Source organism: Flavivirga rizhaonensis (assembly GCF_004791695.1).
GTDB lineage: Bacteria > Bacteroidota > Bacteroidia > Flavobacteriales > Flavobacteriaceae > Flavivirga > Flavivirga rizhaonensis.
In genome coordinates this window covers 1-22,839 of the sequence record NZ_SRSO01000035.1, presented here as the reverse complement: position 1 = coordinate 22,839, position 22,839 = coordinate 1, and the positions used below count along the sequence as shown (strand labels likewise).

Sequence of the window (22,839 nt, the reverse complement as noted above, 5' to 3'; positions counted from 1 at the left end):
TATTAAAAAAGCGTAAGCTTTAATGGCTTACACTTAATTAGCTTTATTCATTAATTTATTTATTCTGCATGAGTAAATATCTTATTTACGATTTTCCACGCATCTTTAATTTTAGCTAGAGATAGATAGTCATAATAATTATAACCCAGCATAGGGACGTGTAATTTCACCATGGCAATTTTACCCATAATATCGATACCTATAATTTTCATGTTAAAAGGTTCGTTTAAATCATTAGGGCTTTGCCTGTTTTTAACGTCTTTAAGGTATTCGTTTATACTTTTTAAATAATCAACCCCTTTAATATCCCCAAAGAGATACGTGTTTTCATGAAAGCAGGATTCCAGTTTGGTAACGTCTCCGTTATAAATGCCCTCAAAGTAATTGGTGATTAAATTTTCGATTGCTTTTATAGTCTCTTTATACATCATGTTTTTTTTAAATAGCATGTCCTACAGTGTGCCCACCCGCTACGTTAATAGTTTCTCCTGTTACAAAAGTTGATGTTGCTAAATAATAAGCTGCTTCGGCTATTTCATTAGCTTCTCCAATTCTGTTTAGTAAGTGCAGCCCCGCTAAACTGTCTGCATCTTCAACACCTATTTTTCCTTGTAATGGGCTTCTTATGATACCTGGAGCTATGGTATTAACTTTTATATTGTTCTTCCCAAACTCTGCTGCCAATTGTCTTGTTAAAGAATGAATAGCTCCTTTACTTGTTAGTGGTGCTGTTGCCGGAAATCCATCTATAGCATGTTCTACTAAAACGGTTCCTATGTTTATTATAGAACCATTTTGTTGTTTAATCATTTGTGGAATGACTGCTTGAGACGTAAAGTAGGTGCCTTTTAAGTTTACATTCCAATAGAAGTCTAAATCTGTTTCTTTCACATCTAAAAAAGGCTTTGGAGAAAATACGCCTGCGTTATTGATTAGAACATCTACAGATTTGAATTTTTCTAAAGCCAAAGCAACAAGCTTCTGCCCTGTTTCTTGTTTACTAATATCTCCAGCTAAATAGGCTGCGTTTAAAGGAGAATCAAGCGCTTTGTAAGCCTTTTTTAAGTTGTCTTTGTTTGAAGAATTCATTATGACATTACTTTTTCGTGCTATAAAGTGTTTTGCAATTTCTTTACCAATTCCTGAAGATGCGCCTGTAATAATTACTGTTTTGTTTTCCATGGTTTTTATTTTTTAGTTCCTAAATATTGTTTCCCATTGACACCCCAATTCTCGACGGGTACTTCGTCAATAACGACATGTGTTGTTTTTGGGTTTTTGTTAAGTATATCAACGACTAGCTGTGTAGCACCTGCTATTAATTGACGTTTTTGTTCTTGTGTTACTTGCTCGTCAGTAACTTTAATGTTAATGTATGGCATAACCTTTTTATTAAATTAATGGTCATACAAAGGTGCATTGCTATGAGAATATTAAGAAGGAGCTATGTCACTTCTTTAAAGTGATGTACATCACTTTTATGAAAAAGGATAAGTATTAGGAATTTAACCTGCTGAGTGTTTCTCTGGAAACGCCTAGATAAGCTGCAATCATTTTTTTAGGAACCCGCTGAAAAAGCTTTGGGTATTGTTCTAGAAGCAAATCATATTGCTCTTTAGTCGAGTTTTTTAACAATGATAAAATTCTGTTTTGAAGCGCAATTCGACCCATTTTACTCTTTTTAGCCCAAAAGCGTTCCATTTTGTGCATTTGAGCCGTTAATTTATCTCTGTTTTCGAAAGAAATATACAGCAATTCACTGTCTTCAATACAATCGATAAACGTTTTGGATTCGGTTTGTTTTACAAAAGATTCGTAATCTGTAATCCACCAGTTTTCCATTCCAAATTGAAGGATATGTTCTTTTCCGTTAGCATCAATAAAATAGCTTTTTAAGCAGCCTTTTATTATCCAGTATTCTTTATTAACAACCTCCCCTTCCTGAACAATATATTGATGTTTACGTTTCTTTATTTGTTCAAAATGACTCAAGACAAAATCGAATTCTTCATCAGTAAGACTGATTATTTCTTCAATATGTTGTCTGAGTGGATGTGCCATTTTAAGGTTTTATGTGAGGTATTAAGCGAAAGTAGCTGAAATTTTTCAGAGAGTCAAATTGTTTAAAAACGAAAAAGAGATTGCCTAAATAACGTGAGTTCGACGTAGCTACAAGCTCATTTTAAGCACCAATCTACTAATATCGTCGCTTGTCGTTTTGAGCACTTCGATTGTACTCAGTACAGGCTCTGTTGAAAGAACAAATTATTGATAATTAAATACTTATATTTTTCAAAAGTTTTAAGTCTAAAACCTATTTACTATTATTCTTTTTATCCACATCTGCCATCATCCCTTTTGGGTCAATTTGAACACTCTTAACGGCTTTTGAAGCTTCAAAAGTATACGTTGGAAATGCCCAAGCCCAATCTGCTTTTAAAGTCGCTGAGGTTGGTTTTTCGCCACGCATCATTTGTAATGGGATATAAAAATCTTCGATAGTACCATCCGTATAAGTTACGGTTAGATCAATAGGCATTGGCATCAAGCCTATGCGTTCCAAAGTAATGTTTTTTTCTTCTATATTTTTTACACCATAATCGATGGTATTAGTCGTTTGTGCAAAATCCATTAAATACCAATCTAATTCTAGGCCAGATACTTTTTCGGCAGAACGGATAATATTGTTTGGTGTTGGGTGTTTAAAAGCAAAATCGTTAAAATATCTTTTTATCGTTTTCTTTAAATTGCCTTCACCAATAATGTAACCTAACTGAGCTAAAAATACAGCCCCTTTACTGTAGGCTGAAATACCATACGCTTGATTAAAATGGTAACGATCTGCATGTGTGGTGAGTGGTTGTTCTTTTCCAGACTTTGCTAAATAAATGTAATTCCCATAAGCACCAGAAATAGGTCTCTTTTTATTACGACTCATAATTTCATTTTCGGCTAGATCACTAATATAACTGGTAAAACCTTCATCCATCCATTCATGTTTTGCTTCATTGGTAGCTAATAAAAACTGAAACCAGGTATGTGCCATTTCGTGTGCTGTAACACCAACTAAACTTCCATAACTACGGTTTCCTGTTATTAAAGTACACATAGCGTATTCCATACCACCATCACCGCCTTGTATAACAGAATACTGTTTATAAGGGTATTTGCCAATATGCTTGCTAAAATATTGCATAAGTTCCACTGTTTTTGGTTGCAATTTTTTCCAGTTTTCTTTCTTTTCAGCATCTAAAGTGCTTTTATAGTAGAAATGTAATAACGGACCATCTGGAACTTGTAAAGTATCGTGAATATAATCTGGATCTGCAGCCCAAGTAAAATCGTGTACTTTTGGTGCTTTATAGTGCCATGTTATTTTACCATTTTTGGCTGTCGCTTCTGGGTTTTGTAGGTAACCTGTACCACCAACTATATAGTTTTCATCAATGCTTAACTTAACATCGAAGTCTCCCCAAACCCCGTGAAACTCACGTCCAATATAGGGGTCGGCATGCCATCCTTCAAAATCGTATTCTGCTAATTTTGGGTACCATTGTGTCATAGATAATGCAACCCCTTCTTTACTGTTTCTTCCTGAGCGACGTATTTGGACAGGAACTTGTGCATCAAAAACCATATTAAAGGTCACGCTTTCTCCTGGTTGTATTGGTTTTGCAAGATCAACTTCTAAAACAGTTCCTACCGCTTCATGCTTTAACGCTGTACCGTTTTGTTTTAATGAATGGACTTTTATATAGCCTATTTCATTAGGTTTTAGTTTGTTAATTCTATCTCCAACTCTTGGGTCTGGATCTGCGATGGTACGAGAACGTACATCCATTTCACTGCCTGGTTGAAAAGCATTAAAATATAAATGGTAGTAAACCCGGTTTAAGACATCGGGTGAATTATTAGTATATACTAAAGTTTGATTTCCTTTGTATTGATAGGTGTTTACATCCATATCAATTTCTATTTTGTAATCTACATGTTGTTGCCAATAGGTATTTGATACTTGCGAGGGCTGAGTTTGCGAAGTAGTTACAGTAGATGCTTTTTGTGTTGTTGTGTTTTTTGAACTGGTACAGGAAATAAACACACTTAAGCTTAAAATAGAAAAAAGGAATCGTTTCATAGTGTAAAATTAAGGGTTAAAAAAGAGGCTGTTTAGAAAACATTTGGTGTCTGTTCGAGCGCAGTCGAGAACTTTTAAATGTCTTTACTGTTAGGACATCTCGACTGCGCTCGATGGGACAACGTTTAGTCGCTAATATTTTCTAAACAGCCTCTTTTTTATTCATTAAATTAATATTATTTAGACATTTTAGATGCCATAATTAATGCGTTATATGCATTAACCATTTTAGATGATTTTGATATATCAGCAAAAGGTCTTACATCTTCTGTATTTCCACCAACAACCACTTTTGTTTTTACAGCTAAACCAGAATCCATAAGTATTTGCTTTATTTGGGCAGCACTTAATTTTGGATAATAAGAACGAATTAATGCAGCAACACCTGCAACAGCAGGAGCAGCCATAGAAGTTCCTCCTTTAGTACTGTATTCGTTTTCTGGCGTAGTAGAATATATTTTAGCACCAGGAGCAAAAACATCTACGTTTTGTTTTCCGTAGTTAGAAAAACCAGCAACTAATCCAGAACCATATTTTGGAGCTAAAGCACCAACTCTAATATAAGTATCTGAAACTTCTTGACCATTTACATTATCGTCTGGGAAATTAGGTTCTGTATCAACATTTTTACTATCATTTCCTGCTGCGTGTACAAAAAGCACATCTTTTTTTCCTGCGTAAGCTATAGCGTCACGTACCCAGTCACTATGTGGTGAGTAACTTTTACCAAAACTTCCGTTTATAATTTGTGCGCCATTATCTACAGCATATCTTATAGCTAGAGCAACATCTTTATCATATTCATCTCCATTTGGTACCGTTCTTATACTCATAATGGCCACATTATTTGCCACTCCATTGGCTCCTTTACCGTTATTGCGTTCTGCAGCAATAATACCCGCTACGTGTGTACCATGACTTTCACTTTTCTTAACTGGTTTTACATTGCCATTACCATAAGATGTGGTAGATAAATCGTTTGGATCATCGCCGGTAACACGTCCTTTAAATGTTTTATTTAGGTTATAGTTTAATCTGTCGTTAATACTTTCTATACCATTTGAGATTTCTTTTTTAGCATCTGCCAAAGAATCCATACCATTACTAAACATGTATTGAGCTACTTGTACGGCTTGTTTAAGAGCATCATCGTCTGTTTTAATAGCACTAACTTCTTCTTTGGTGTAGTCTTTTTTCCCAAAGTGTTTTGTCAAGGCATCATCCGCAGATTTTATTTGTTGGAAAATCTGTTCGTAGTTTCCTTTATAGCCTGTGTATTTTTGATATTCTTTATCGTACTCAGATAGCGCTCTGCTATAATCTGGATTGCTTGTATCTCCAGCAGCCAAAATTCTAACAAATTCTAATTGCTCATCATATCCATCACCTAAAAAGTTCCATCCATGTATATCATCTACATAACCATTGCCATCATCATCTTTTCCATTGTTGGGCTTCTCTTTTGTATTCGTCCATAACACATCATCCAAATCTTCATGATCAATATCAATTCCAGAATCTATAACAGCTACAATAACTTTTTTACCTTTTTTGTTTTTAATGATTTCAGTATAAGCTTTATCAACACTCATTCCGGGAATGGTATCCTTTACCAAATCTAAATGGCCCCAATTGTGTTTTTCTGCTTCAGTTAATTCTGAAACTTTTAATGGTGTATTATCAATATTTTCAACAGGTGTTGCCAGTATTTCTGCTGTTCCACCACATCCTGAGATTAGTATAGCTGCAAAAGCAGAAGCTGTTATTGTCTTAAGTGTTCTCATACTATAGTCTTAAATTATTTTAATTAAATATTTCCTGGGTTGTATATATGTTTTTAAGCCGAATACCTTTTTCGGTTTTTTTTACGGTAATAATTTCATTATGAGCATCGTGCTCTAAAAACAAGTAATAATTATTATCGGCCGCGATGTTAAGAAATTTTTCTTTTTCATTAAGTGTTAATAGGGGTCTGGTATCGTAGCCCATAATATAGGGAAGAGGTAAGTGCCCAACAGTAGGTAATAAATCTGCCATAAAAGCAATGGTTTTGTCTTTATATTTAATAAGAGGAATCATTTGTTTATCGGTATGGCCGTTAGCAAAAAAGATATCGAAACCGAGTTCTGAATTTTTAAGTAAATCATCTTGCGGAAGCGATGCGAATTTTAATTGTCCACTTTCTTCTATAGGGATAATGTTTTCTTTTAAAAAAGATGCTTTTTCGCGTCTATTGGGTTGTGTAGCCCACTGCCAATGATCTTTATTACTCCAAAAGTGTGCATTTTTAAAAGCAGGTTCGTAACCTGTTTTATTTTTATTCCATTGAATACTACCTCCACAATGATCAAAATGTAAATGCGTTAAAAAAACATCGGTAATGTCATTACGATGAAACCCATGAGCTTTAAGAGAACCTTCTAAAGTATGATTTCCCCAAAGATGATAGTAGCCAAAAAACTTTTCAGGTTGTTTATTACCCATACCATTATCTATTAATATGAGTCTGTTACCGTCCTCAATAAGCAGACAACGTGTTGTAAGCTCAATCATATTATTAGTATCGGCGGGGTTTGTTTTTTGCCATAATGATTTAGGTACAACGCCAAACATAGCGCCACCATCAAGTTTTAGGTTACCGGCATTTATGGGAAATAAATTCATAGACGGTAAAATTAAACAAATCGCAATAAAAAGACTTGTTTGTTAAGGATTTATTAAGAAAAATTCCATAAATAATTTATTGAATGAAAAAGTTTTGTGTTAATTTTGCACGCTACATCTAATTAACATATTAATTGAAACTATATCCGTTTATTTTATTTTTTGCTTTCGCTTTAAGGCCTGCATATAATATTGGGTATGTAGCATATTTTCAATTAAACATAGATTATATTATTGAAACCTACTGTGTTAATAAGGAAAAACCAGAATTACAATGTAACGGTAAATGTCATTTAGCAAATCAATTAGCTGTAAATTCAATTGATGACACTGAAGATTCTTCCTTTTTAGACACCATATTCGAAGCGTTCATTCCTGTTTATTTTCATAAAAACACATCTCATTTTTCTGTAGCGCAGCTCTTTATTTCGGTTAAAAATAATTGGAGCTACCACAATACGTTTACTACTATAGTTAAAGATATTTTAATTCCGCCGCCTCAGGTGTAATACTTCTTTTTTAGACTTTTTATAATTTATATCTGGTTTTACCAGGTATACCTCAATGTTATTAAGTTAGTTATAGATAAAATTCTGATTATAAATTATCTGATATCAATACTTAGAAATAAGCATGTCATTCCGAACGAAGTATGAGGAGGAATCTCATAATTATTAAGATTTCTCGTCGTTCATTCTTCACTCTGTCGAAATGACAAAGATTTAATAAAATAGGTAATAAAATATTTTTTATCTCCAGATAACTTGCGACAATGAGATATAGTAAGTTTATTCTATAAATTAAATTTCATTCCATATAATCAGTATAATTTCATGGATCATGTACTGGTGTATCCAATATTTAAAATATTAATTAGAACTAAAAATGAAAAACATATTAGTGCTTGCAACTTTGTTTACAAGTTTATGCGTGTATGCGCAAAATAAATACAGCGGAAAAGTTGTAGATGTTAATAATCAGCCATTGGTACAAGCCACCATTCAGTCTCAAATTAATTTACAAAACGCTATCGTTTCAGATAGTAATGGCGAATTTTCAATTTCCTTAGAAGCCAATACGTCTGTTATTGTAAAGTTTATAGGTTATAAAACAGTAACCAAAACATTATCAAAAGGAGATAACATCATCGTTCTTGTTTATGATGATGAAGCTTTAGGAGAAGTTGTTATTTCTGCCAGTAGAGAAACTCAAAAAAGAAGAGAAGTTCCAGCTTCCATTTCGGTGATATCATCTAAAGATATTTTAGAAACAAAAGCACTAGGTATCGACCAGTTAGTAAATGATGTTCCAGGTGTTTTAATGTCTACTTCCAGAGCAGCCAGTAACGAGCAACATTTTATGTCTGTGCGTTCTCCAATATCTACAAAATCGTTGTTTTTATATGTTGAAGACGGATTACCAATTCGTCCAACAGCCGTTTTTAACCACAACGCACTTTTAGAAATGAATGATGTGGCCTTTGATCGTTTAGAAGTTTTAAAAGGCCCTGCATCCAGTATTTATGGAAGCGAAGCCATTGGAGGGAGTTTTAACTTCATTACTAAAAACCCAACCAGAGATTTTTCAGGACATGCCGGATTTCAAATTAACGATATGGGCTTAACACGTTATGAATTAGAGTTGTCTAAGTACGCTGGCAAAAATGTTGGTTTTTATGTTGGCACACAGTCTACAAAGCGTAAAGATGGTCCTGTAGAGCACAGTGATTATGAAAAATTCGCGTTGACATTTAAAAACGTAAACCATTTGTCATCAAGGTTAAACTGGACAAATGTATTCGATATTATTGATTATAGATCAGACATGACAGGATCTATAAGCGAAGCCGATTATTCTGGAGGTAATTATGAAAGCGATCAAACCTTTACCAAACGAGAAGCTTTTTCTTTTAGGCTTAGAAGCTCCTTAGATAAAATCTGGAATGCTAATAACAAAACGGCTTTCAACTTTGTATTTAGAAAAAACGAGATGGGACAAACCCCATCGTACCGTATTAGACAGTTTAGAAATAGCGGACAATTAACAGGTTTTGGAAGTGGAGAAGTTAATGAAAATTCATTTTCAAGTTATGTTGGCTTGGTGCAACATAAAGTAGATTTTGATTTTGCAAATTCTTTATTAATTGTAGGGTCTTCGGTAGATTATTCTCCGCAAGAATATATAGCCGAGACAATTTCAGTAAGGGTTGATACGGCTACAGGTCAAAACATAGGATATACATTAAACGCCGGTGATTATATTCTAAATTACGATGCCAGTATTTTAAATTATGCGGGCTATTTTCAATATGAAATTAACCCAGCCGAAAAATTGAAACTAACAGCATCTTTACGATATGATGGTTTTGAGTATGATTACAATAATTTAGTCGATGGAATTGCTGGACCTAAAGATTCTAAAAATACATATAGCAATGTATCTCCAAAATTTGGGGCGAATTATAATCTGTCTGAAAAACTTGGACTGTATGCTAATTATTCAAACGGATTTACTCCACCGCAAACGTCAACCTTATACCGTAATAGTTTTGTTGGTGTTGGAGGCGATGTGTTTGATTTAAAGCCGAGCAGTTATGATAATTTTGAGATGGGAACTTATATCAGGCCATCAAACACTTTAAAAGCAGATATTGCTTTATATCTTTTAGAAGGCAAGAATACGCTTATTACGTTGCGCGATGAAAATGATGAGTTTTTTAACGCCAATGCAGGAAAAACACGTTCGTTTGGTATTGAATATGGTATTAAATATAACCCAGTTGAAGCATTAACCATTAGCCATAACGGAAGCTTTGCAAAACACAGGTATGTTAATTTCTTTGACAGAGGGGTCGATTATTCAGATACCGATAGAGAAACTGCACCTCAGCTTTTAGGGACTTCTAAAATCATTTATAAACCTCAGGTAATCAAGGGGCTTTTATTAAGTGTAACGCATGAATTGGTTGGTAAATACAACACCAGTTTTGAAAATCAAGTTGATAATGGTGATGGTACTTTTGATACTGCTGTTTACGATGGGCATAATGTGTTTAATGCTTTGATATCTTATAACGCTAAACATTTTGAAGTTTGGGTACATGCGTTAAATATTTTTGATGAGCTGTATGCTGCCAGGGCAAGTTACAATAGATTTAGAAGTGAAAACAACTATACCATTGGTAACCCGAGAGCTTTTCATTTTGGAGTGAACTATAAATTTTAATCATTGTGGAGTTTTCTAAAAGCTTATAGGTTGTCATTTTGAGCGCAGTCGAAAAATCTCAAAAAACGGATATGCAAATATTTAATTTCAAAAGAGATTCTTCGCTTTAGCCTGTCTTGAGCAAAGTCGAAAGGCTCTGAATGACACTTGTTAAACTCCCCATTAAACCCTTTTAAAACATGTTTAAAAAAGATAATAAATTAAATCAATGGCTTTGGAAATGGCATTTTATTGCAGGTGTTATTTCTTTACCGTTTGTGATTCTTTTAGCTATTACTGGAGGTATCTATTTGTTTAAAGATACTTACGAAGCACCGAAGCAAGCACATATAAAAGTTGTTACCGTTGAAGGCGAAGCCATGTCGTATCAAGAGCAATGGCAATTAGCTAAACCATCCTTACACAAAGCACCTAATACGATGGAGGTTCCTACGGAAGCGAATCAAGCCACCGCGTTTACTTCGGGGATGTTTAGCCATAAAAACAGTGTGTATGTAAATCCATATAAAGGCGAAGTTACGGGGCGTATTAGTCCAAAAGATTCCGATATGAATACCGTTAGAAAGCTGCATGGCGAACTACTGCTAGGTAAATTCGGTACAAAAATCGTAGAACTTATTGCCAGTTGGCTTTTCGTATTAATCATTACGGGTATTTATGTGTTTTGGCCAGGTAAAAAGGAGGGCATTAAAGGGTTTTTTAGAGTGCGTTTTAAACAAGGAAAACGCATCCTGTTTAGAGACTTGCATACGGTGTTTGGGTTTTGGATTTCTGTTTTATTACTCATGACCTTAGCTGGAGGGATGCCTTGGACAGACGTTTTTGGAAGTAGTTTTAAATGGGTGCAAGGGGTTACTAACACTGGGTTTCCTAAGACTTGGGATGCCAGAGGTTTAAAATCTAATGTGGATGGTAACGCTATTTCTTTAGATGAGATGGTAAAGCTTGCAAAAGCTATGGACTTAAAAGGCGAGGTTAGTATAGGGCTTCCAAAAGATGAAAACGGCGTGTACAGCATTTTCAATACAACATTCGATTTGGGAGCACAGAAACGTTTTCATTTCGATCAATATTCGGGAAAACAATTAGTAAATCATAATTGGGAAGATGTTGGTATTTTAATGCGAGGTCGTATGTGGTTTATGGCGTTTCATCAGGGGCAATTTGGTACCTGGAATTGGGTTTTAATGATCACTGTTGCCGTTTTATTAGCTTTTATAGCCATCGCAGCATTAATATCTTATTTAAAGCGTAAACCAGATAAAAAGTGGGGAACACCAAAAGTCCCGTCGCAGTTTAAAGCAGGCTATGGCGTTATGGGGTTCATTGTTTTACTTGGCATTGTTTTTCCGCTGTTTGGTGCTAGTGTTTTGGTGATTGCACTTGTAGAGTTTTTTAGAAAAAGAACCAAGAAAGAACAAGCATTGATTTAGGTATAAAACTTAGTATCATTGAATGTCATTCAAAAGGAGGAACGACTGAAGAATCTAGCATTGTTTATTGTCTTTAATATTATAATGAGATTCTTCGCTACGCTCTGAATGACACTAAAAAAAGAGCCAAAAACACCTGAGAGAAACTGTGTTATTTGGCTCTAGCTATCAACACCTAGTACTTTATTTGCTTTAACGCATTGGTCAATATTTTCAATAATCATAATTTCTGTAATCAGTTCCCTATTGTTATAATATGTTTGGGGAAGTTTCTCAAAGAACGCATCGAAATACTTTTTCTCTAAAATATCGATTTCTATATCGTGGTTTTTACACAGGTGCATGATAGTGATAATCTTTAGCCCCGTTATACAATGTTTTACAACGCCATCTGTTAACCCAGAGCTGTTCAACAACGAAATCAGTGTGACTATAACGGCATAGGGCGGCATTACAAAAGTATCTGGTAATAAATCGGCTACTGTTTTTTCCATAGCAATACATGTTACTTTTTTATTGGTTAGTAAAATTTAAAGTTTAGTTGCCTGAAACATGAGGTAAATACCCCATTAAAACCTATAATGTATGGAAACAAAAAAGGCGTGGAACTCAACTTATTGCACTAGAGGTACTGGTATACCGAGGAACAACAAGCGAGCCCACGCCCAAAGACGTGAGCATCTTACTTATCTTCTCGTTCCTATAAAATTACCAGTTTTCTAGCGCGAGATTCAAAGCGAATGCTTCATATATTTTATTTGAAGAATCGCAAAATTACATAATTGAGGACAATATAGTAAAATATTTATTCATTACAAATTTGTACCGAATAAACTAAGCTATTTTTTCAAATTTTACAATATGAGAAAGTATGATGAAATAGAATTACATCTTTTAAATATTCAAATAGGATGTGTTCTTAGATTGGCAAGACTAGAGAAAGGTCTGTCTCAGCATAGTCTCTCTTTAATGTTAGGTTCAAACCCTACTATGGTGGGAAGAGTTGAACGATTTGAAAACGTTAGTAGTTGGGATAAGATCTATTCTATAAGCGAACAATTAGATGTTGATTTTTGTAGCTTATTTATTTTAAAGAGTAAAGATGATTTATTGTCTATAGTCGAAGCGTCTTTAAAGCTTGAAAGTAAACTAACTCAAGATAAAAGGGACTATTATACTTTTTTGAAAACGACGATTACTAACAAATATGATTTGCTAAAGAAAAGAAGTTAAATCTAACGGTGTTGTGTTTAGTTCTTTTATACGACTTCCTCTTCAACTTCCACTAATTCTGCTAATTTCAATGCAACTTTGAGCATTGACTCTTCATTTGTGTCAAGACCACTTCTCGAACCAAGCAAAGGACTAACTTCACGAAGTCTGTCAAATGTTGTATTATGTACAATTGGAACAAGTAAATCACGTGCTAAAAGTGCTGAAAGTTCTTTTTCAGCAATTCCCTCATTTTTCACTCGTTCTATAAAAGATGGTGTTACCAAAACTAATCCAATTTTTGAATTTGCTAATCCTTTATCAATCTCTCGAAGTAACGATGAGCCTAATGGAACATCCTTTTCACTAAACCATACAGATACTCCATTTTCCTGAAGTAAATCGTATAGTTCCTTTGCAGCATCTTTTCGGTCATCCCAAGCGTGACAAAGAAAAACATCTCGAAGGTCAGGTATAATTGAGCGTTTTTCAATATTCTCACGTACAGGTGCTAAAGTCCGTATTTCTGTTGGTGTATAATAAACATCAGATGAAGGACTAGACCAGCTTGGTTTTCTACTCCTTGAACTTCCGATTCCAGAACTTCTACTTCCAGAACTACTTCTACTTGAAGAATAAGGTGAAGTATAATATGAACTATATCCTCGAGAACGTCCTCCACAGGCAGGACAAGCTGCTGCTCCGCTTGCTGTTCTATGTCCTCTTGATGGTGCTGTGCATCTTGCCATAATTTTTATTTTTAATTTCTTTTTATGATGTATTCCGATTTTCCCCGAATTAAACACAACAATTGTATAAACGCAGCTTATGGCATTTATTTCTCTTATATCTGCCTAAATATAAGAGATTTATTTAAATGATTGACAGTTTTATCTTCTTTTTAAGTTGTTTTAGGCTACAGCATAAAAGTTTCGATATTTTTACTTTTAATATCAACCAATGTTGGTATATAATTAATACAATTAAAAATATAAAAGGGTGGTATCCTCCCCGCTCCTTCCTGTTTGCAACTGGAGAGACGAAACAATAACCGTATTACTTATTTTTTTCTTACTCTTGCCGGTAACCTTTCCCGCCACTAGTTTTTAAACTAGCGGTAGCCTTTAGTTTAGCAAAATCATTTATTTAGAGTTTATTGCAAAAACCACTTTCTACTGATAGGCATTTATACAGCATTAGTGATCGTTTTCGTGTTCCTCAATGGTTTTGTTAATCCATTGTATACTATGCTTTTCTTACTCTAATTTTTAAAGCCTCTTTTGGATTACTTATTAATATTTGATTTATTTCCTTTTCTGAAAATCCATTTTTAAGCATATCCGGAATTAAGTTTTGAAAAATAGCTTCAAACTTTCTTATTTTTCCTCCTTTTGGAAAACCATTCCCGTCATGAGATAATAGAATTTTGTGTAATAAGTTTTTTTGTTTGAACAGCTTAATCCTTTCTATATACTTAGTTGTATTTGATTCCCTGACACCATCTAATGAAATCCAGGCACCTTTATTGGCATAGTCAATTAATATTTGATCATCATCAACTTTATTAGCATGGGTCCAAACCCATGCACTCAGGTCAACATTATATTTGTTAAGAAGCGTTTCCTGCAATTTTACTGCTTCAATATTTTTCCCGGTATGTACCGCCAACGTTAAACCTGTATTTAGGTGGGTAAGCAAACCAGCTTCAAATAGTTTTCTATCGATATCTGAAGGAGCCTTAGTATCATCAAAAGCTAATTTAATAAAGCCAGGTTTAATACCCGTATCTCTTATGCCATTTTCAAATTCGTTAATCCAAACTTCTGAGATAGATTCAACACTTGCCTGGTAAGCGAATTCCGGAATGTATCGATCATTTGCCGCACCATAAATTCCAGTATTTGTAATGATTTGAACGTCTGTAGAATCTGATATCATTTTTAGTAAGTCAACCCTCCTACCAAAATATTCGGCGGTGCAATCAAAAATCGAATTAACGCCTAATGATTTCATTTTCTTTAAATAAGGAACAACTTGATTGAACAATTTAATACTATCATATACTGAAGTTTCACTTATGTCTTTGCCGAAATTTGACATGATGTGTTCATGGCTTAATGACATTCCCAATGCTTCCGGTTTTATGGATCCTTGTACAGTATTTATTTGGTTTAACGCCTTGTCTTTACGACAACCAACCATAAAGAAAATTATAGTAATGAGTATAAATGATTTAAATGTGCCACTATTCATATTGGGTAATTAGATATTATGAATTCACTGATGTCTCGTCCTGAAATATGGCCACAGTTTAAAAATGATTTACGCCGTTAATTTATATACCATATTAGGTTTTTATAGTTGAAAGATAGTGAATTGTAATGAATTTGGATTAGAGAATTAAGCCGCAATGAGCTATACGTCTTAAGTTTATAGTCTATTAAATTAGATAGATTAATAAGAAAGGCCCCGCTCCCGTCAGTTTGCAACTGGTGGCACGAAACAAATAACCATATTACTTATTTTTTTCTTACTCTTGCTGGTAACCTTTCCCGCCACTAGTTTTTAAACTAGCGGTAGCGGGTAATTAGATATTATGAATTCACTGGTTTACAACGTCTCGGCTATGGTTAGTTACGGGAATTCAGAGAACTGAACTTTCGGTCTAGTACTTAGCCAAAACTTTTATTTTGTTTTATCTTTTTATTTTAAAGCCAAATCAAAAGATTTGACGGGCTTGGTTTAAAGCTCTAAACTTAGAGTTAAGCATCAAACCCGTATTATAACTATAGCTTAGTTCTTTGTTAGCTGCTGGCTATTCACTTTTTTAATTAAAAACTGTATTTATCAATTATTAACTAGAATATTCAATTTGGTCACTTAAAAAATTGTGTAACCAATCTTCAATCCTCCCACTGGTGAAAGACTATTCGGTCGCCAAATTTCAGAGCCAACAACAATTTCATCTGGAAAGTCTGTATGCCACGCTCCTCCAACCCATGGATTAACAGTCAATCCCTTCCAAACAGAAAAGGTATAACCAATACCAAAATGAATATCTGTGGTGGTTGTTTTGTCCGATATACCATTTGATGTGGTAGCTTCATGAGTTGTTCTGCCGATTCCTGAAGCCAACCAAAATCCTATGAATTCAGATTTTCGTCTCCCAAAAAACGCGTCAAATTCAACTTCGTAGAAAGTTAAGTTAACTTTGCTAAATCCCTCTGGGACTGTGGAACTCGGGTAGTCGGTTTTTGCTGTTACTAACCTCAGTCTGTAGCCGTTTTTACCTCCCCATATTGAACCGTGATAGCCATTGTATAAAAATGGTAGAATATTTGTTTCAACACCAACCTTAAACTTGGTCTGAATAGCATCATTATTTTGAGTGCTTGAATTCTCCAATGCGCTAACTGAATTATTTTGCCCAGACATTAACTTTGGCAAGAATACAAAAGAGATGAAAAGTGCTAATATCACTCGGCTATAGGGCATAATACTTGTATTTCTATTATAGTTCATAATATTTGGATTTTTTATTCAAGGCAAAGTTCTGAAGAACAGATAGATTTTATGCAGGACAAATGTCTATTTCTACTTGAGCCTCAGTCTGCTAAGATGGCGTGAATTAATACCTAAAATTGAAGCGATATACTTATTTGGTACTTCCCTGATTAATCTTGGATACTTATTATGTAGATAATTATATCTGTCTTGTGCTTTCTTAGAAATTTGGTTGAAAAGTCGTTCCTCCAATCCAATCAAATACTGTTCAAGTGTCTTTGTCCAATATTGTCTTACAGACTCATATCGACTAAAGAATAGTAACCAATCATGTTTATCTGCGAACAATATCTCAGAAGTTGCAATAGCTTGAATACTTTCATTACTCCTATCACCACTAATAAAACTACTCAAGGAGGTAATAATATCTGACTCGAGTGACACCCATCTGGTTATATCGTCTCCCTCAGAATTTGTAAAACCGTGACGACACATTCCCTTTACAATGATTCCTAAATGTTGGCATACTTCTCCTTCCTTAAGCCATATTTCACCTTTTTTAAGAGTTATTTTATGTTTGAATACTGTTGACCAAAGTGAAGCTTGACTCTGGTCAATTCCGATTTTTTCAAAAATATCTTCAGGTTTTTTCAATTTTGCTCAAGGTTTTCAAAAATATTATTTGCTTGCAGCTAACGATTCGTATAAGAATAGTGCGGTTTTGTGCCCGAGGATTTTCCGCAGGAAAATCAGAGTGACCAAATACGTACTAGCCTTTTGATTTAGGATTAAAATTAAGCATTATTTTTATACTTTGTTACCCAACGTTTTTTTATTAAAAGCCTTAGTAATATTATAACTCCGAATAGAATTAGATAAAGAAATGTATACATAAAAACATAATTAAATAAGCGATTGCTATCTAGCAAGTTTCTTATATGTTCAATAAATAAGTCTAAGATATTTGGCTTAATTTTAAAATAGTTTCTAATAGCTTTAATACCGCTAAAATGAGAGGGTCGGGATATAATTTCTCCATTTTCATTAAGAACAAAATAAGTCGGGTATCCTATAATTTTTAAAGATTTAATCAAATTCGAATTTCCAATGTTTAATCTTGTCCACCTTTTTATATTTTTATTTTCGTTTAAAGGTTTCCAAAAATCAAACTTATCAATTGAGATAGTAATAATTTGAAAGTTTTTACCTGTTTGATTTAGAAGTTTAGGAAAGCGGTCTTTTGCTTTTCTGCAAGGAGTACATCCATTAAAAGAAAATTGGACCAAGGTTGTCTTATCGGCAAGAATTTTTGGATTAACAACTGTGGAATCTATTTTTAAAATGCCATTCAAATTAAACTTTTGAGTTTTTTCAAAACTAATATCTTCTTTAAAATCAGTATAAGTTTTTTTTAATTCTAGAGAACCCAAAGTCAAACAAAATGTTATGAAGATGACGAAGGAAACTATTATAAAAATTACTCTTTTCATTTTTTGATAATGTTGGGTAACGTCTGGGCTATGGTTAGTACGGGAATTAAAAAGCGATTAATTTCCGATTAAGCACTTAGCCAAAACTTTTTATTTTGTTTTATCTTTTTCTTTATAAAGCCAAATCAAAAAGATTTGGCGGACTTGGTTAAAATTACTTAACCTCGGGTTAAGCACCAAAACCCGTATTAACTATAGCCATTGTTAGCAGCTGGCTTTTAGTTCAATTTCTATATTATTAAAGTTAATCCATCGTTTTAAATTTCCAACAAATCTTTTTAAATGGTGTTCATTTAAAAAAATGTTTGTCCAATAATCAAATCGGTCACATTGGATACTTATATAGTAAACCATAATGGCTAAACAGGCATATGGTAATAATTCCCTTTCTTCTTTAGTAATTTCTATTTCGGTTTCATATCCTTTTATAAAACTGTCTGCTTTAATTTTATATTCATTTTCATTTAGATGGGTTGAAAAAAGTTGAAATAAGAAATAAGAAATATCAAGACATAGCCAAGAATTGCCACAAAAATCAAAGTCAAAAAAAGTTACTTCATTATTTTCGTCAATATGCATATTATCAAACCATACATCTAAGTGTACAGCTCCATTTCGCATATTTTGCTCTTTTAGATTCTCAAATTTGATTTTAAGAAAATTCGATAGTGTTTCCAAAAATGTAATTTCTTCTGAATCTTTTTGGAAAAACTGTTTTGTTCTGGGAAGAGATTCTGTAAGCAAAGTTTTAGAATTGTAATTAATTCTATTTAATGTATAGTTTTCAGTGGATTTATGAACTTTAGCCAATGCTTTTCCAATAATGAAACTTGCTTCTTGTGAAAAATTTGGAACCTTTGAACCTTTGGCGTAAGAAAAGAGTACTCCAAATCTTTTCCCTTCGGGTGCATTAAGTTCCTGTACCAAATTACTAGAGTTGTCAGCTATTGGAAATGAGACAGATGTGCTATTTGTATTTAGATGAATTAGAAGCTTTAGTTCTTCATTTATTTCACGCTTTGTTCTCCAATTAAATGTATAAACTCTGAAAGCAAATTTTTTTTCTCCATCAGTAACAATGTAAAGATGGTTCATTGCAGCTCGAAAAAGTTTACATTCCGTTTTCTTACTTAAATTATACTTCTGCTGAATAAAGTCACTTATTTTTTTTGCAGAAAGTGTACTGTTAATTACTTGGAATGTTTCTTTCATTAATCTGTATGTTGTCGTTTTCGAGCTTGCTGCTAACGGTCTCGTATAAGAATAGTGCGGTTTTGTGAGCGAGGATTTTCCGAAGGAAAACTCAGATGTAACAAAAGTGCACGACCCTTCGATTAAGCACCTAATTTAGCATTATTTTTACACATTGTTGTAGGTAGTTTTTTATTTTTTCGTCATATCCCATTCATCAATAAAACTACTTTTTTCAATTTCAGCAATATCTTTTTCGGTTGGTTCGATTTCCTTTCCGTTGTTGTCATAAAAATTCCAACTATCAGTTACATAACCAAATTTTATTTCGTCTCCACCTTCACAACTTGTTTCTTTGTATTTTTTTCCGATTCGGTACTTGCCTTTGGCTTTTAACTTACCATTGTCGTAATAGTAATTCCATTCTCCATATTTATAACTATAAAATCCGTCACAAATTCCGCCTGTACAGCATTGAGTATAAGTGTCCAATTTATAATTTCCAGAAGATTTTAAATTGCCGTTTCGGTAAAATTCTTTCCAAAATCCAATTCGATAGTTATTAAATTCTTTGTGAAAGTCATCTATTGTTCCAACACTTTTAATTTCTCCGCTTTCATAGTATTCGGTTATTGTATTTTTTATCGGAAGTTCAGATTTAGTTTGAGTGGTTTTACAACTCACAAAAAGTAGAAAAGTCAGAATGTAAATTGTTATTCTCATTTTTGGTCAAATTACCTACAACGTCTAGTATAAGATTAGTTGCGTGTTTTAAGCAATAACTTTAGCAAGTACAAACCGACTAGAAAATCCGAGAGGATTTTCGTAAGCAAGCCTACACCTAGCAATTAATTTTATACCTTGTTGTATGCCGTTTTTTATTGTTCTAATTTTAAATCCTTAAAAATTTCTTTAAACATTTCTCCTGGGTCTATGTCAATAGCCAGCGCAATTAAGAACAACTCATCAGCTCTCAATTTAGTCGATTCGTTTGAAGTCAATTGCGATAATCTAGCTTGACTGATTCCAGTTCGTCTGGAAACCATAGCTCTATTCACAGATTTCTTAGTTAAATACAGTCCTAAGGAAGTCATATAATCTTTCGAATTTGTTAAGATAAATTTAGTCTTATTATATAAAACTTTAGAAAATCTATAAATTCATTTTGAATTTTGATAGATAATCAATAGATTTGTTTAGAAATTCTAAAGAAATATTTAATAATTATGTTGATATGAGCAAAAGATATACCAAAGCCGATTTAGAAGAGATTGTTTATAAGCAATTAGAAAATCTAAACGCTATGCACGATTTATTAGGAATTATGAAATTCCAAAATGACTTAATTCATAACATCAATCAAACGTTAAGAGAAGAAATCGGTCAATTCAAAAAACAACAGGTGATGTATCCGACTAGAAGAAAGACAAAATCTTAAATAAAAATGCGATTGGAGTTGATGAAATGATATACATTTTTATGCTTCTTTAAAGCACATAATATAATCTCCAGTTTTCACATATCCTACTTTAACAAAAGTTCTATTTGAAGCTTTGTTTTGTCCATTTGTGTAAAGCATACAGAAATTGTTTTCTTTCAAAATCCTTTCAGTTATTTTATATACAAGTGAAGAAGCATAATTTTTGTTTCGATGTTTTGGGTTGGTGAAAAGATGTCCAATCTCTGGAAAACCAAATTGTTCTCTATACATAACCAAAGCAATTGCACAGATACTATCATTATCGCTCCATTGGTAAAGATTCTCTTCCGAAATTCCAGATGCAATAACAGATTTCATTTCATTAATGTCTTCTCTCTTTCCGTCATATTCTTCTGTGAAATAAAGACTTAGTTGCACTAATTCTTCAAAATCTTTTAAATCGGCTAATTTACAAGTTCCTGTATTATGCTCGAATTCAGGATTTACTTTGTCACACCGATATATTGATAAATGTTTTTGAATTGTATATGGCGAGTTGTGTGAGTTAAGTAAGTTTTCTATAACTAATTTATTTCCAGCAAAAGTATACCTGTTAAAACGATGAAATTCTAGCTCTTCTGAGAGAACTTCATTCATTTTAGGATTGAATTTATTTGAATAAATCAAACAGAATTGGTCAACTATTAAGGCTATTAATTGAGTTCCATTTTTGTCCAATAGATTAAAAAAATTGAAGATAGTAATTTGTCCTTTAAACACTTGGTCAATAACCCTTCTCAAAAATATATTTTGCATTGGGTCAGAGTTTATAAAACTCTCGTTATATCTATAGAATTCTCTGAAATCGTTAAATCTTTTTACTTCACACATTAATTTCGAGTGAGTTTTTTAAATGGCATACAACAATTATATAAATGCACTTTATGGCGTTTATTTTTCTTGTACCTGTCTAAATATAAGAAGTTTATTTAATTTATTGACAGACTTACCTTATAATGTAGAATTATATGGTTAGTAAGTCTTTTTATTAAGGTTGTGATGTTTTGAAGTTATGAGATTGAAATGTAAATTTTTTTGTAAAGGTTCTGTTTAAGAGATTCTTCACTGTGTTCAGAATGACCCCCGCTCCCGCCAGTTTGCAACTGGTGGCACGAAACAAATAACCATATTATTTATTTTTTTCTTACTCTTGCTGGTAACCTTTACCTCCACTAGTTTTTAAACTAGCGGTAGCGGGGGCTTTCGGAGACGTCAGTGTCCGCAGGACTTGACGTTGGTTGAAAGACGAGACCGTCGTATTTGGGTTGAACTTAAGCATTGGCTTTATTTAGTGTTGTAGAGCGTTTATATTTTTTAATCAATATACCATTCCAATATTCCAGAGAACACAATTCCTAAAGCTATAAGTTGTCCTACGGCACTCAATTTTAACGGTTTCCAATAAATATTTTTTCTAAAAATGATTAGATAAATAATCGATATAACAAGCCAAATAACAAATGAATAGAACCAAGTCAATGTTGTCAAATTGACGACAGGAGAGTATGTAGCATATATTTCAAGTGTTTTAGGATCTGGTTGGTTATAGCTTGGTAAATGACCAAGGATTTTTCCTGCATGAAAATAGAAAGTCAAAATTGGAAGGATGAAACAATAAGGGATTATCCCTAAACCAAAAAATATTTTATTCCAGATCTTCATTTCTTTTTTTAATGCTCTACAACGTTTATGTATAAGAATAATGCGGTTTTGTGTGCGAGGATTTTCCGAAGGAAAATCAGATGTAACAAAAGTGCACGGACTCTTGATTAAGCACTAAACTAAGCATTATTTTTACACTTTGTTGTGTGTAGTTTTTTATTTTTCAAAAGTCATATAAGTGGTCGGATTTACTCCAACGCTTGGATAAAGGTTTTCAATTTCAAATTTTGAGTTATTCATAATTTCAATTTCGAATTCTTGAGTTGTGGTATTGTCCCAAGTAGGCGTTAGCTTAATCACGTTTCCGATTATTTCATAAGTGAATACATCTTCAGTTGAATTTCCAGGTTCTGATTTAATTACTTTATTTCCAATAACGAAATTCAATTGCGAACGTCCACTTACAGGTGAAATTTCCGTATAGATTCCGCTCAAAGCTTGAGAATTATTATCATCGTCATTATTACAAGATGAGTAAATTCCGATTAAAAAGAGTAATCCGATTATTTTTAAATTTTTCATAATTCCGTTTTTTAATAGATGTTCAAATTCGGGTTTGGTTGCGTTAAATTACACACAACGGTTTTGTATATGGTTTGTTGCGTGTTTTAAGCCCCCGCTCCCGCCAGTTTGCGACTGGTGGCGAGAAACAGATAACTATCTTATTTATTTTTTTCTTACTCTTGCTGGTAACCTTTCCCGCCACTAGTTTTTAACCTTAAATCCGTAAGTCTTTTTATTTATTGAAAAGCTTAGATTGATTTTAATGAAAAGCCTTGTGAATAATGTTGTTTTTAGGTCAGTTTGCCTAAGACCGAGATACTTTTATAGTTTAAAATAGCA

Annotated in this window: 24 protein-coding genes; 5 read left to right on the top strand and 19 right to left on the bottom strand. The window is 33.3% G+C overall.

Features of this window, described 5'->3' with window-relative positions; genetic code table 11:
* Window positions 1-59 precede the first annotated feature (59 nt).
* The 7 genes from EM932_RS18380 to EM932_RS18350 all read right to left on the bottom strand — a co-directional run bounded on the left by EM932_RS18380 (window position 60) and on the right by EM932_RS18350 (window position 6,799).
* Complete coding sequence (locus EM932_RS18380; protein ID WP_211344323.1) at window positions 60-431, bottom strand: nuclear transport factor 2 family protein; 372 nt, start codon at window positions 429-431, stop codon at window positions 60-62.
* A gap of 7 nt (window positions 432-438) precedes the next feature.
* Complete coding sequence (locus EM932_RS18375; RefSeq protein ID WP_135878669.1) at window positions 439-1,182, bottom strand: SDR family NAD(P)-dependent oxidoreductase; 744 nt, start codon at window positions 1,180-1,182, stop codon at window positions 439-441.
* Between the two features lie 5 nt (window positions 1,183-1,187).
* Complete coding sequence (locus tag EM932_RS18370; RefSeq protein WP_135878668.1) at window positions 1,188-1,382, bottom strand: tautomerase family protein; 195 nt, start codon at window positions 1,380-1,382, stop codon at window positions 1,188-1,190.
* Window positions 1,383-1,497: 115 nt separating this feature from the next.
* Entirely contained in the window at window positions 1,498-2,061 is a 564-nt protein-coding gene (locus tag EM932_RS18365; protein ID WP_135878667.1) for a Crp/Fnr family transcriptional regulator, read from the bottom strand.
* 253 nt (window positions 2,062-2,314) lie between these two features.
* Window positions 2,315-4,135 carry a M1 family metallopeptidase gene (locus EM932_RS18360; protein WP_135878666.1) on the bottom strand — a complete coding sequence of 607 codons (1,821 nt, stop codon included), beginning with the start codon at window positions 4,133-4,135 and terminating at the stop codon, window positions 2,315-2,317.
* A 176-nt stretch (window positions 4,136-4,311) separates the two neighbouring features.
* On the bottom strand, window positions 4,312-5,919 hold the full coding sequence (locus EM932_RS18355; RefSeq protein ID WP_135878665.1) for a S8 family peptidase: 1,608 nt from the start codon (window positions 5,917-5,919) through the stop codon (window positions 4,312-4,314).
* A gap of 19 nt (window positions 5,920-5,938) precedes the next feature.
* Window positions 5,939-6,799 (bottom strand): MBL fold metallo-hydrolase, encoded by an 861-nt coding sequence (locus EM932_RS18350; RefSeq protein ID WP_135878664.1) that lies wholly within the window; start codon window positions 6,797-6,799, stop codon window positions 5,939-5,941.
* 134 nt (window positions 6,800-6,933) lie between these two features.
* On the opposite strand from EM932_RS18350, the gene EM932_RS18345 reads away from it, so the two are divergent.
* The 3 genes from EM932_RS18345 (at window position 6,934) to EM932_RS18335 (ending at window position 11,457) form a co-directional block, all read left to right on the top strand.
* Window positions 6,934-7,308, top strand: a complete 375-nt coding sequence (locus tag EM932_RS18345) for a hypothetical protein (protein WP_135878663.1) — start codon at window positions 6,934-6,936, stop codon at window positions 7,306-7,308.
* Between the two features lie 376 nt (window positions 7,309-7,684).
* Entirely contained in the window at window positions 7,685-10,024 is a 2,340-nt protein-coding gene (locus tag EM932_RS18340) for a TonB-dependent receptor (protein ID WP_135878662.1), read from the top strand.
* Between the two features lie 179 nt (window positions 10,025-10,203).
* Window positions 10,204-11,457 carry a PepSY-associated TM helix domain-containing protein gene (locus EM932_RS18335; RefSeq protein ID WP_135878661.1) on the top strand — a complete coding sequence of 418 codons (1,254 nt, stop codon included), beginning with the start codon at window positions 10,204-10,206 and terminating at the stop codon, window positions 11,455-11,457.
* A 161-nt stretch (window positions 11,458-11,618) separates the two neighbouring features.
* Here EM932_RS18335 and EM932_RS18330 read toward each other — a convergent pair whose 3' ends face one another.
* Complete coding sequence (locus tag EM932_RS18330; RefSeq protein ID WP_135878660.1) at window positions 11,619-11,951, bottom strand: hypothetical protein; 333 nt, start codon at window positions 11,949-11,951, stop codon at window positions 11,619-11,621.
* A gap of 367 nt (window positions 11,952-12,318) precedes the next feature.
* Between EM932_RS18330 and EM932_RS18325 the strand changes: the two genes are divergently transcribed.
* Window positions 12,319-12,690 carry a helix-turn-helix domain-containing protein gene (locus tag EM932_RS18325; protein WP_135878659.1) on the top strand — a complete coding sequence of 124 codons (372 nt, stop codon included), beginning with the start codon at window positions 12,319-12,321 and terminating at the stop codon, window positions 12,688-12,690.
* A gap of 26 nt (window positions 12,691-12,716) precedes the next feature.
* Here the strand turns inward: EM932_RS18325 and EM932_RS18320 are convergent, their stop codons facing one another.
* The 8 genes from EM932_RS18320 to EM932_RS18285 all read right to left on the bottom strand — a co-directional run bounded on the left by EM932_RS18320 (window position 12,717) and on the right by EM932_RS18285 (window position 19,948).
* Complete coding sequence (locus EM932_RS18320; RefSeq protein ID WP_135878658.1) at window positions 12,717-13,418, bottom strand: toll/interleukin-1 receptor domain-containing protein; 702 nt, start codon at window positions 13,416-13,418, stop codon at window positions 12,717-12,719.
* Window positions 13,419-13,914: 496 nt separating this feature from the next.
* Window positions 13,915-14,922, bottom strand: a complete 1,008-nt coding sequence (locus EM932_RS18315; protein ID WP_135878657.1) for a phosphotriesterase family protein — start codon at window positions 14,920-14,922, stop codon at window positions 13,915-13,917.
* 627 nt (window positions 14,923-15,549) lie between these two features.
* On the bottom strand, window positions 15,550-16,191 hold the full coding sequence (locus tag EM932_RS18310; protein ID WP_135878656.1) for a hypothetical protein: 642 nt from the start codon (window positions 16,189-16,191) through the stop codon (window positions 15,550-15,552).
* Window positions 16,192-16,263: 72 nt separating this feature from the next.
* On the bottom strand, window positions 16,264-16,827 hold the full coding sequence (locus EM932_RS18305) for a Crp/Fnr family transcriptional regulator (RefSeq protein ID WP_135878655.1): 564 nt from the start codon (window positions 16,825-16,827) through the stop codon (window positions 16,264-16,266).
* A 140-nt stretch (window positions 16,828-16,967) separates the two neighbouring features.
* Window positions 16,968-17,663, bottom strand: a complete 696-nt coding sequence (locus tag EM932_RS18300; protein ID WP_135878654.1) for a TlpA family protein disulfide reductase — start codon at window positions 17,661-17,663, stop codon at window positions 16,968-16,970.
* Between the two features lie 204 nt (window positions 17,664-17,867).
* Window positions 17,868-18,875, bottom strand: a complete 1,008-nt coding sequence (locus EM932_RS18295) for a phosphotransferase (protein ID WP_135878653.1) — start codon at window positions 18,873-18,875, stop codon at window positions 17,868-17,870.
* 171 nt (window positions 18,876-19,046) lie between these two features.
* Window positions 19,047-19,577 (bottom strand): toxin-antitoxin system YwqK family antitoxin, encoded by a 531-nt coding sequence (locus EM932_RS18290; RefSeq protein WP_135878652.1) that lies wholly within the window; start codon window positions 19,575-19,577, stop codon window positions 19,047-19,049.
* A gap of 155 nt (window positions 19,578-19,732) precedes the next feature.
* A complete protein-coding gene (locus EM932_RS18285) occupies window positions 19,733-19,948 on the bottom strand; it encodes a helix-turn-helix domain-containing protein (RefSeq protein ID WP_038261148.1) in 216 nt (71 codons plus the stop codon).
* 140 nt (window positions 19,949-20,088) lie between these two features.
* Here EM932_RS18285 and EM932_RS18280 point away from each other — a divergent pair, with 140 nt between their 5' ends.
* Window positions 20,089-20,292, top strand: a complete 204-nt coding sequence (locus tag EM932_RS18280) for a hypothetical protein (protein WP_069831116.1) — start codon at window positions 20,089-20,091, stop codon at window positions 20,290-20,292.
* Window positions 20,293-20,331: 39 nt separating this feature from the next.
* Here EM932_RS18280 and EM932_RS18275 read toward each other — a convergent pair whose 3' ends face one another.
* The 3 genes from EM932_RS18275 to EM932_RS18265 form a co-directional block, all read right to left on the bottom strand.
* A complete protein-coding gene (locus EM932_RS18275) occupies window positions 20,332-21,090 on the bottom strand; it encodes a GNAT family N-acetyltransferase (protein WP_170179846.1) in 759 nt (252 codons plus the stop codon).
* Between the two features lie 558 nt (window positions 21,091-21,648).
* Window positions 21,649-21,996 carry a hypothetical protein gene (locus EM932_RS18270; protein WP_135878650.1) on the bottom strand — a complete coding sequence of 116 codons (348 nt, stop codon included), beginning with the start codon at window positions 21,994-21,996 and terminating at the stop codon, window positions 21,649-21,651.
* Window positions 21,997-22,152: 156 nt separating this feature from the next.
* Window positions 22,153-22,518, bottom strand: a complete 366-nt coding sequence (locus tag EM932_RS18265) for a hypothetical protein (RefSeq protein ID WP_135878649.1) — start codon at window positions 22,516-22,518, stop codon at window positions 22,153-22,155.
* Between the last annotated feature and the right edge of the window lie 321 nt (window positions 22,519-22,839).

Bases quoted from the DNA above. Each gene is read 5' to 3' on its own strand.
- EM932_RS18295 (WP_135878653.1), bottom strand. From the start codon at position 18,875: ATGAAAGAAACATTCCAAGTAATTAACAGTACACTTTCTGCAAAAAAA.
- EM932_RS18310 (WP_135878656.1), bottom strand. From the start codon at position 16,191: ATGAACTATAATAGAAATACAAGTATTATGCCCTATAGCCGAGTGATA.
- EM932_RS18365 (WP_135878667.1), bottom strand. From the start codon at position 2,061: ATGGCACATCCACTCAGACAACATATTGAAGAAATAATCAGTCTTACT.
- EM932_RS18265 (WP_135878649.1), bottom strand. From the start codon at position 22,518: ATGAAAAATTTAAAAATAATCGGATTACTCTTTTTAATCGGAATTTAC.
- EM932_RS18360 (WP_135878666.1), bottom strand. From the start codon at position 4,135: ATGAAACGATTCCTTTTTTCTATTTTAAGCTTAAGTGTGTTTATTTCC.
- EM932_RS18325 (WP_135878659.1), top strand. From the start codon at position 12,319: ATGAGAAAGTATGATGAAATAGAATTACATCTTTTAAATATTCAAATA.
- EM932_RS18270 (WP_135878650.1), bottom strand. From the start codon at position 21,996: ATGAAGATCTGGAATAAAATATTTTTTGGTTTAGGGATAATCCCTTAT.
- EM932_RS18350 (WP_135878664.1), bottom strand. From the start codon at position 6,799: ATGAATTTATTTCCCATAAATGCCGGTAACCTAAAACTTGATGGTGGC.
- EM932_RS18355 (WP_135878665.1), bottom strand. From the start codon at position 5,919: ATGAGAACACTTAAGACAATAACAGCTTCTGCTTTTGCAGCTATACTA.
- EM932_RS18330 (WP_135878660.1), bottom strand. From the start codon at position 11,951: ATGGAAAAAACAGTAGCCGATTTATTACCAGATACTTTTGTAATGCCG.
- EM932_RS18315 (WP_135878657.1), bottom strand. From the start codon at position 14,922: ATGAATAGTGGCACATTTAAATCATTTATACTCATTACTATAATTTTC.
- EM932_RS18280 (WP_069831116.1), top strand. From the start codon at position 20,089: ATGAGCAAAAGATATACCAAAGCCGATTTAGAAGAGATTGTTTATAAG.
- EM932_RS18375 (WP_135878669.1), bottom strand. From the start codon at position 1,182: ATGGAAAACAAAACAGTAATTATTACAGGCGCATCTTCAGGAATTGGT.
- EM932_RS18370 (WP_135878668.1), bottom strand. From the start codon at position 1,382: ATGCCATACATTAACATTAAAGTTACTGACGAGCAAGTAACACAAGAA.
- EM932_RS18300 (WP_135878654.1), bottom strand. From the start codon at position 17,663: ATGAAAAGAGTAATTTTTATAATAGTTTCCTTCGTCATCTTCATAACA.
- EM932_RS18335 (WP_135878661.1), top strand. From the start codon at position 10,204: ATGTTTAAAAAAGATAATAAATTAAATCAATGGCTTTGGAAATGGCAT.
- EM932_RS18275 (WP_170179846.1), bottom strand. From the start codon at position 21,090: ATGCAAAATATATTTTTGAGAAGGGTTATTGACCAAGTGTTTAAAGGA.
- EM932_RS18340 (WP_135878662.1), top strand. From the start codon at position 7,685: ATGAAAAACATATTAGTGCTTGCAACTTTGTTTACAAGTTTATGCGTG.
- EM932_RS18380 (WP_211344323.1), bottom strand. From the start codon at position 431: ATGATGTATAAAGAGACTATAAAAGCAATCGAAAATTTAATCACCAAT.
- EM932_RS18320 (WP_135878658.1), bottom strand. From the start codon at position 13,418: ATGGCAAGATGCACAGCACCATCAAGAGGACATAGAACAGCAAGCGGA.
- EM932_RS18285 (WP_038261148.1), bottom strand. From the start codon at position 19,948: ATGACTTCCTTAGGACTGTATTTAACTAAGAAATCTGTGAATAGAGCT.
- EM932_RS18290 (WP_135878652.1), bottom strand. From the start codon at position 19,577: ATGAGAATAACAATTTACATTCTGACTTTTCTACTTTTTGTGAGTTGT.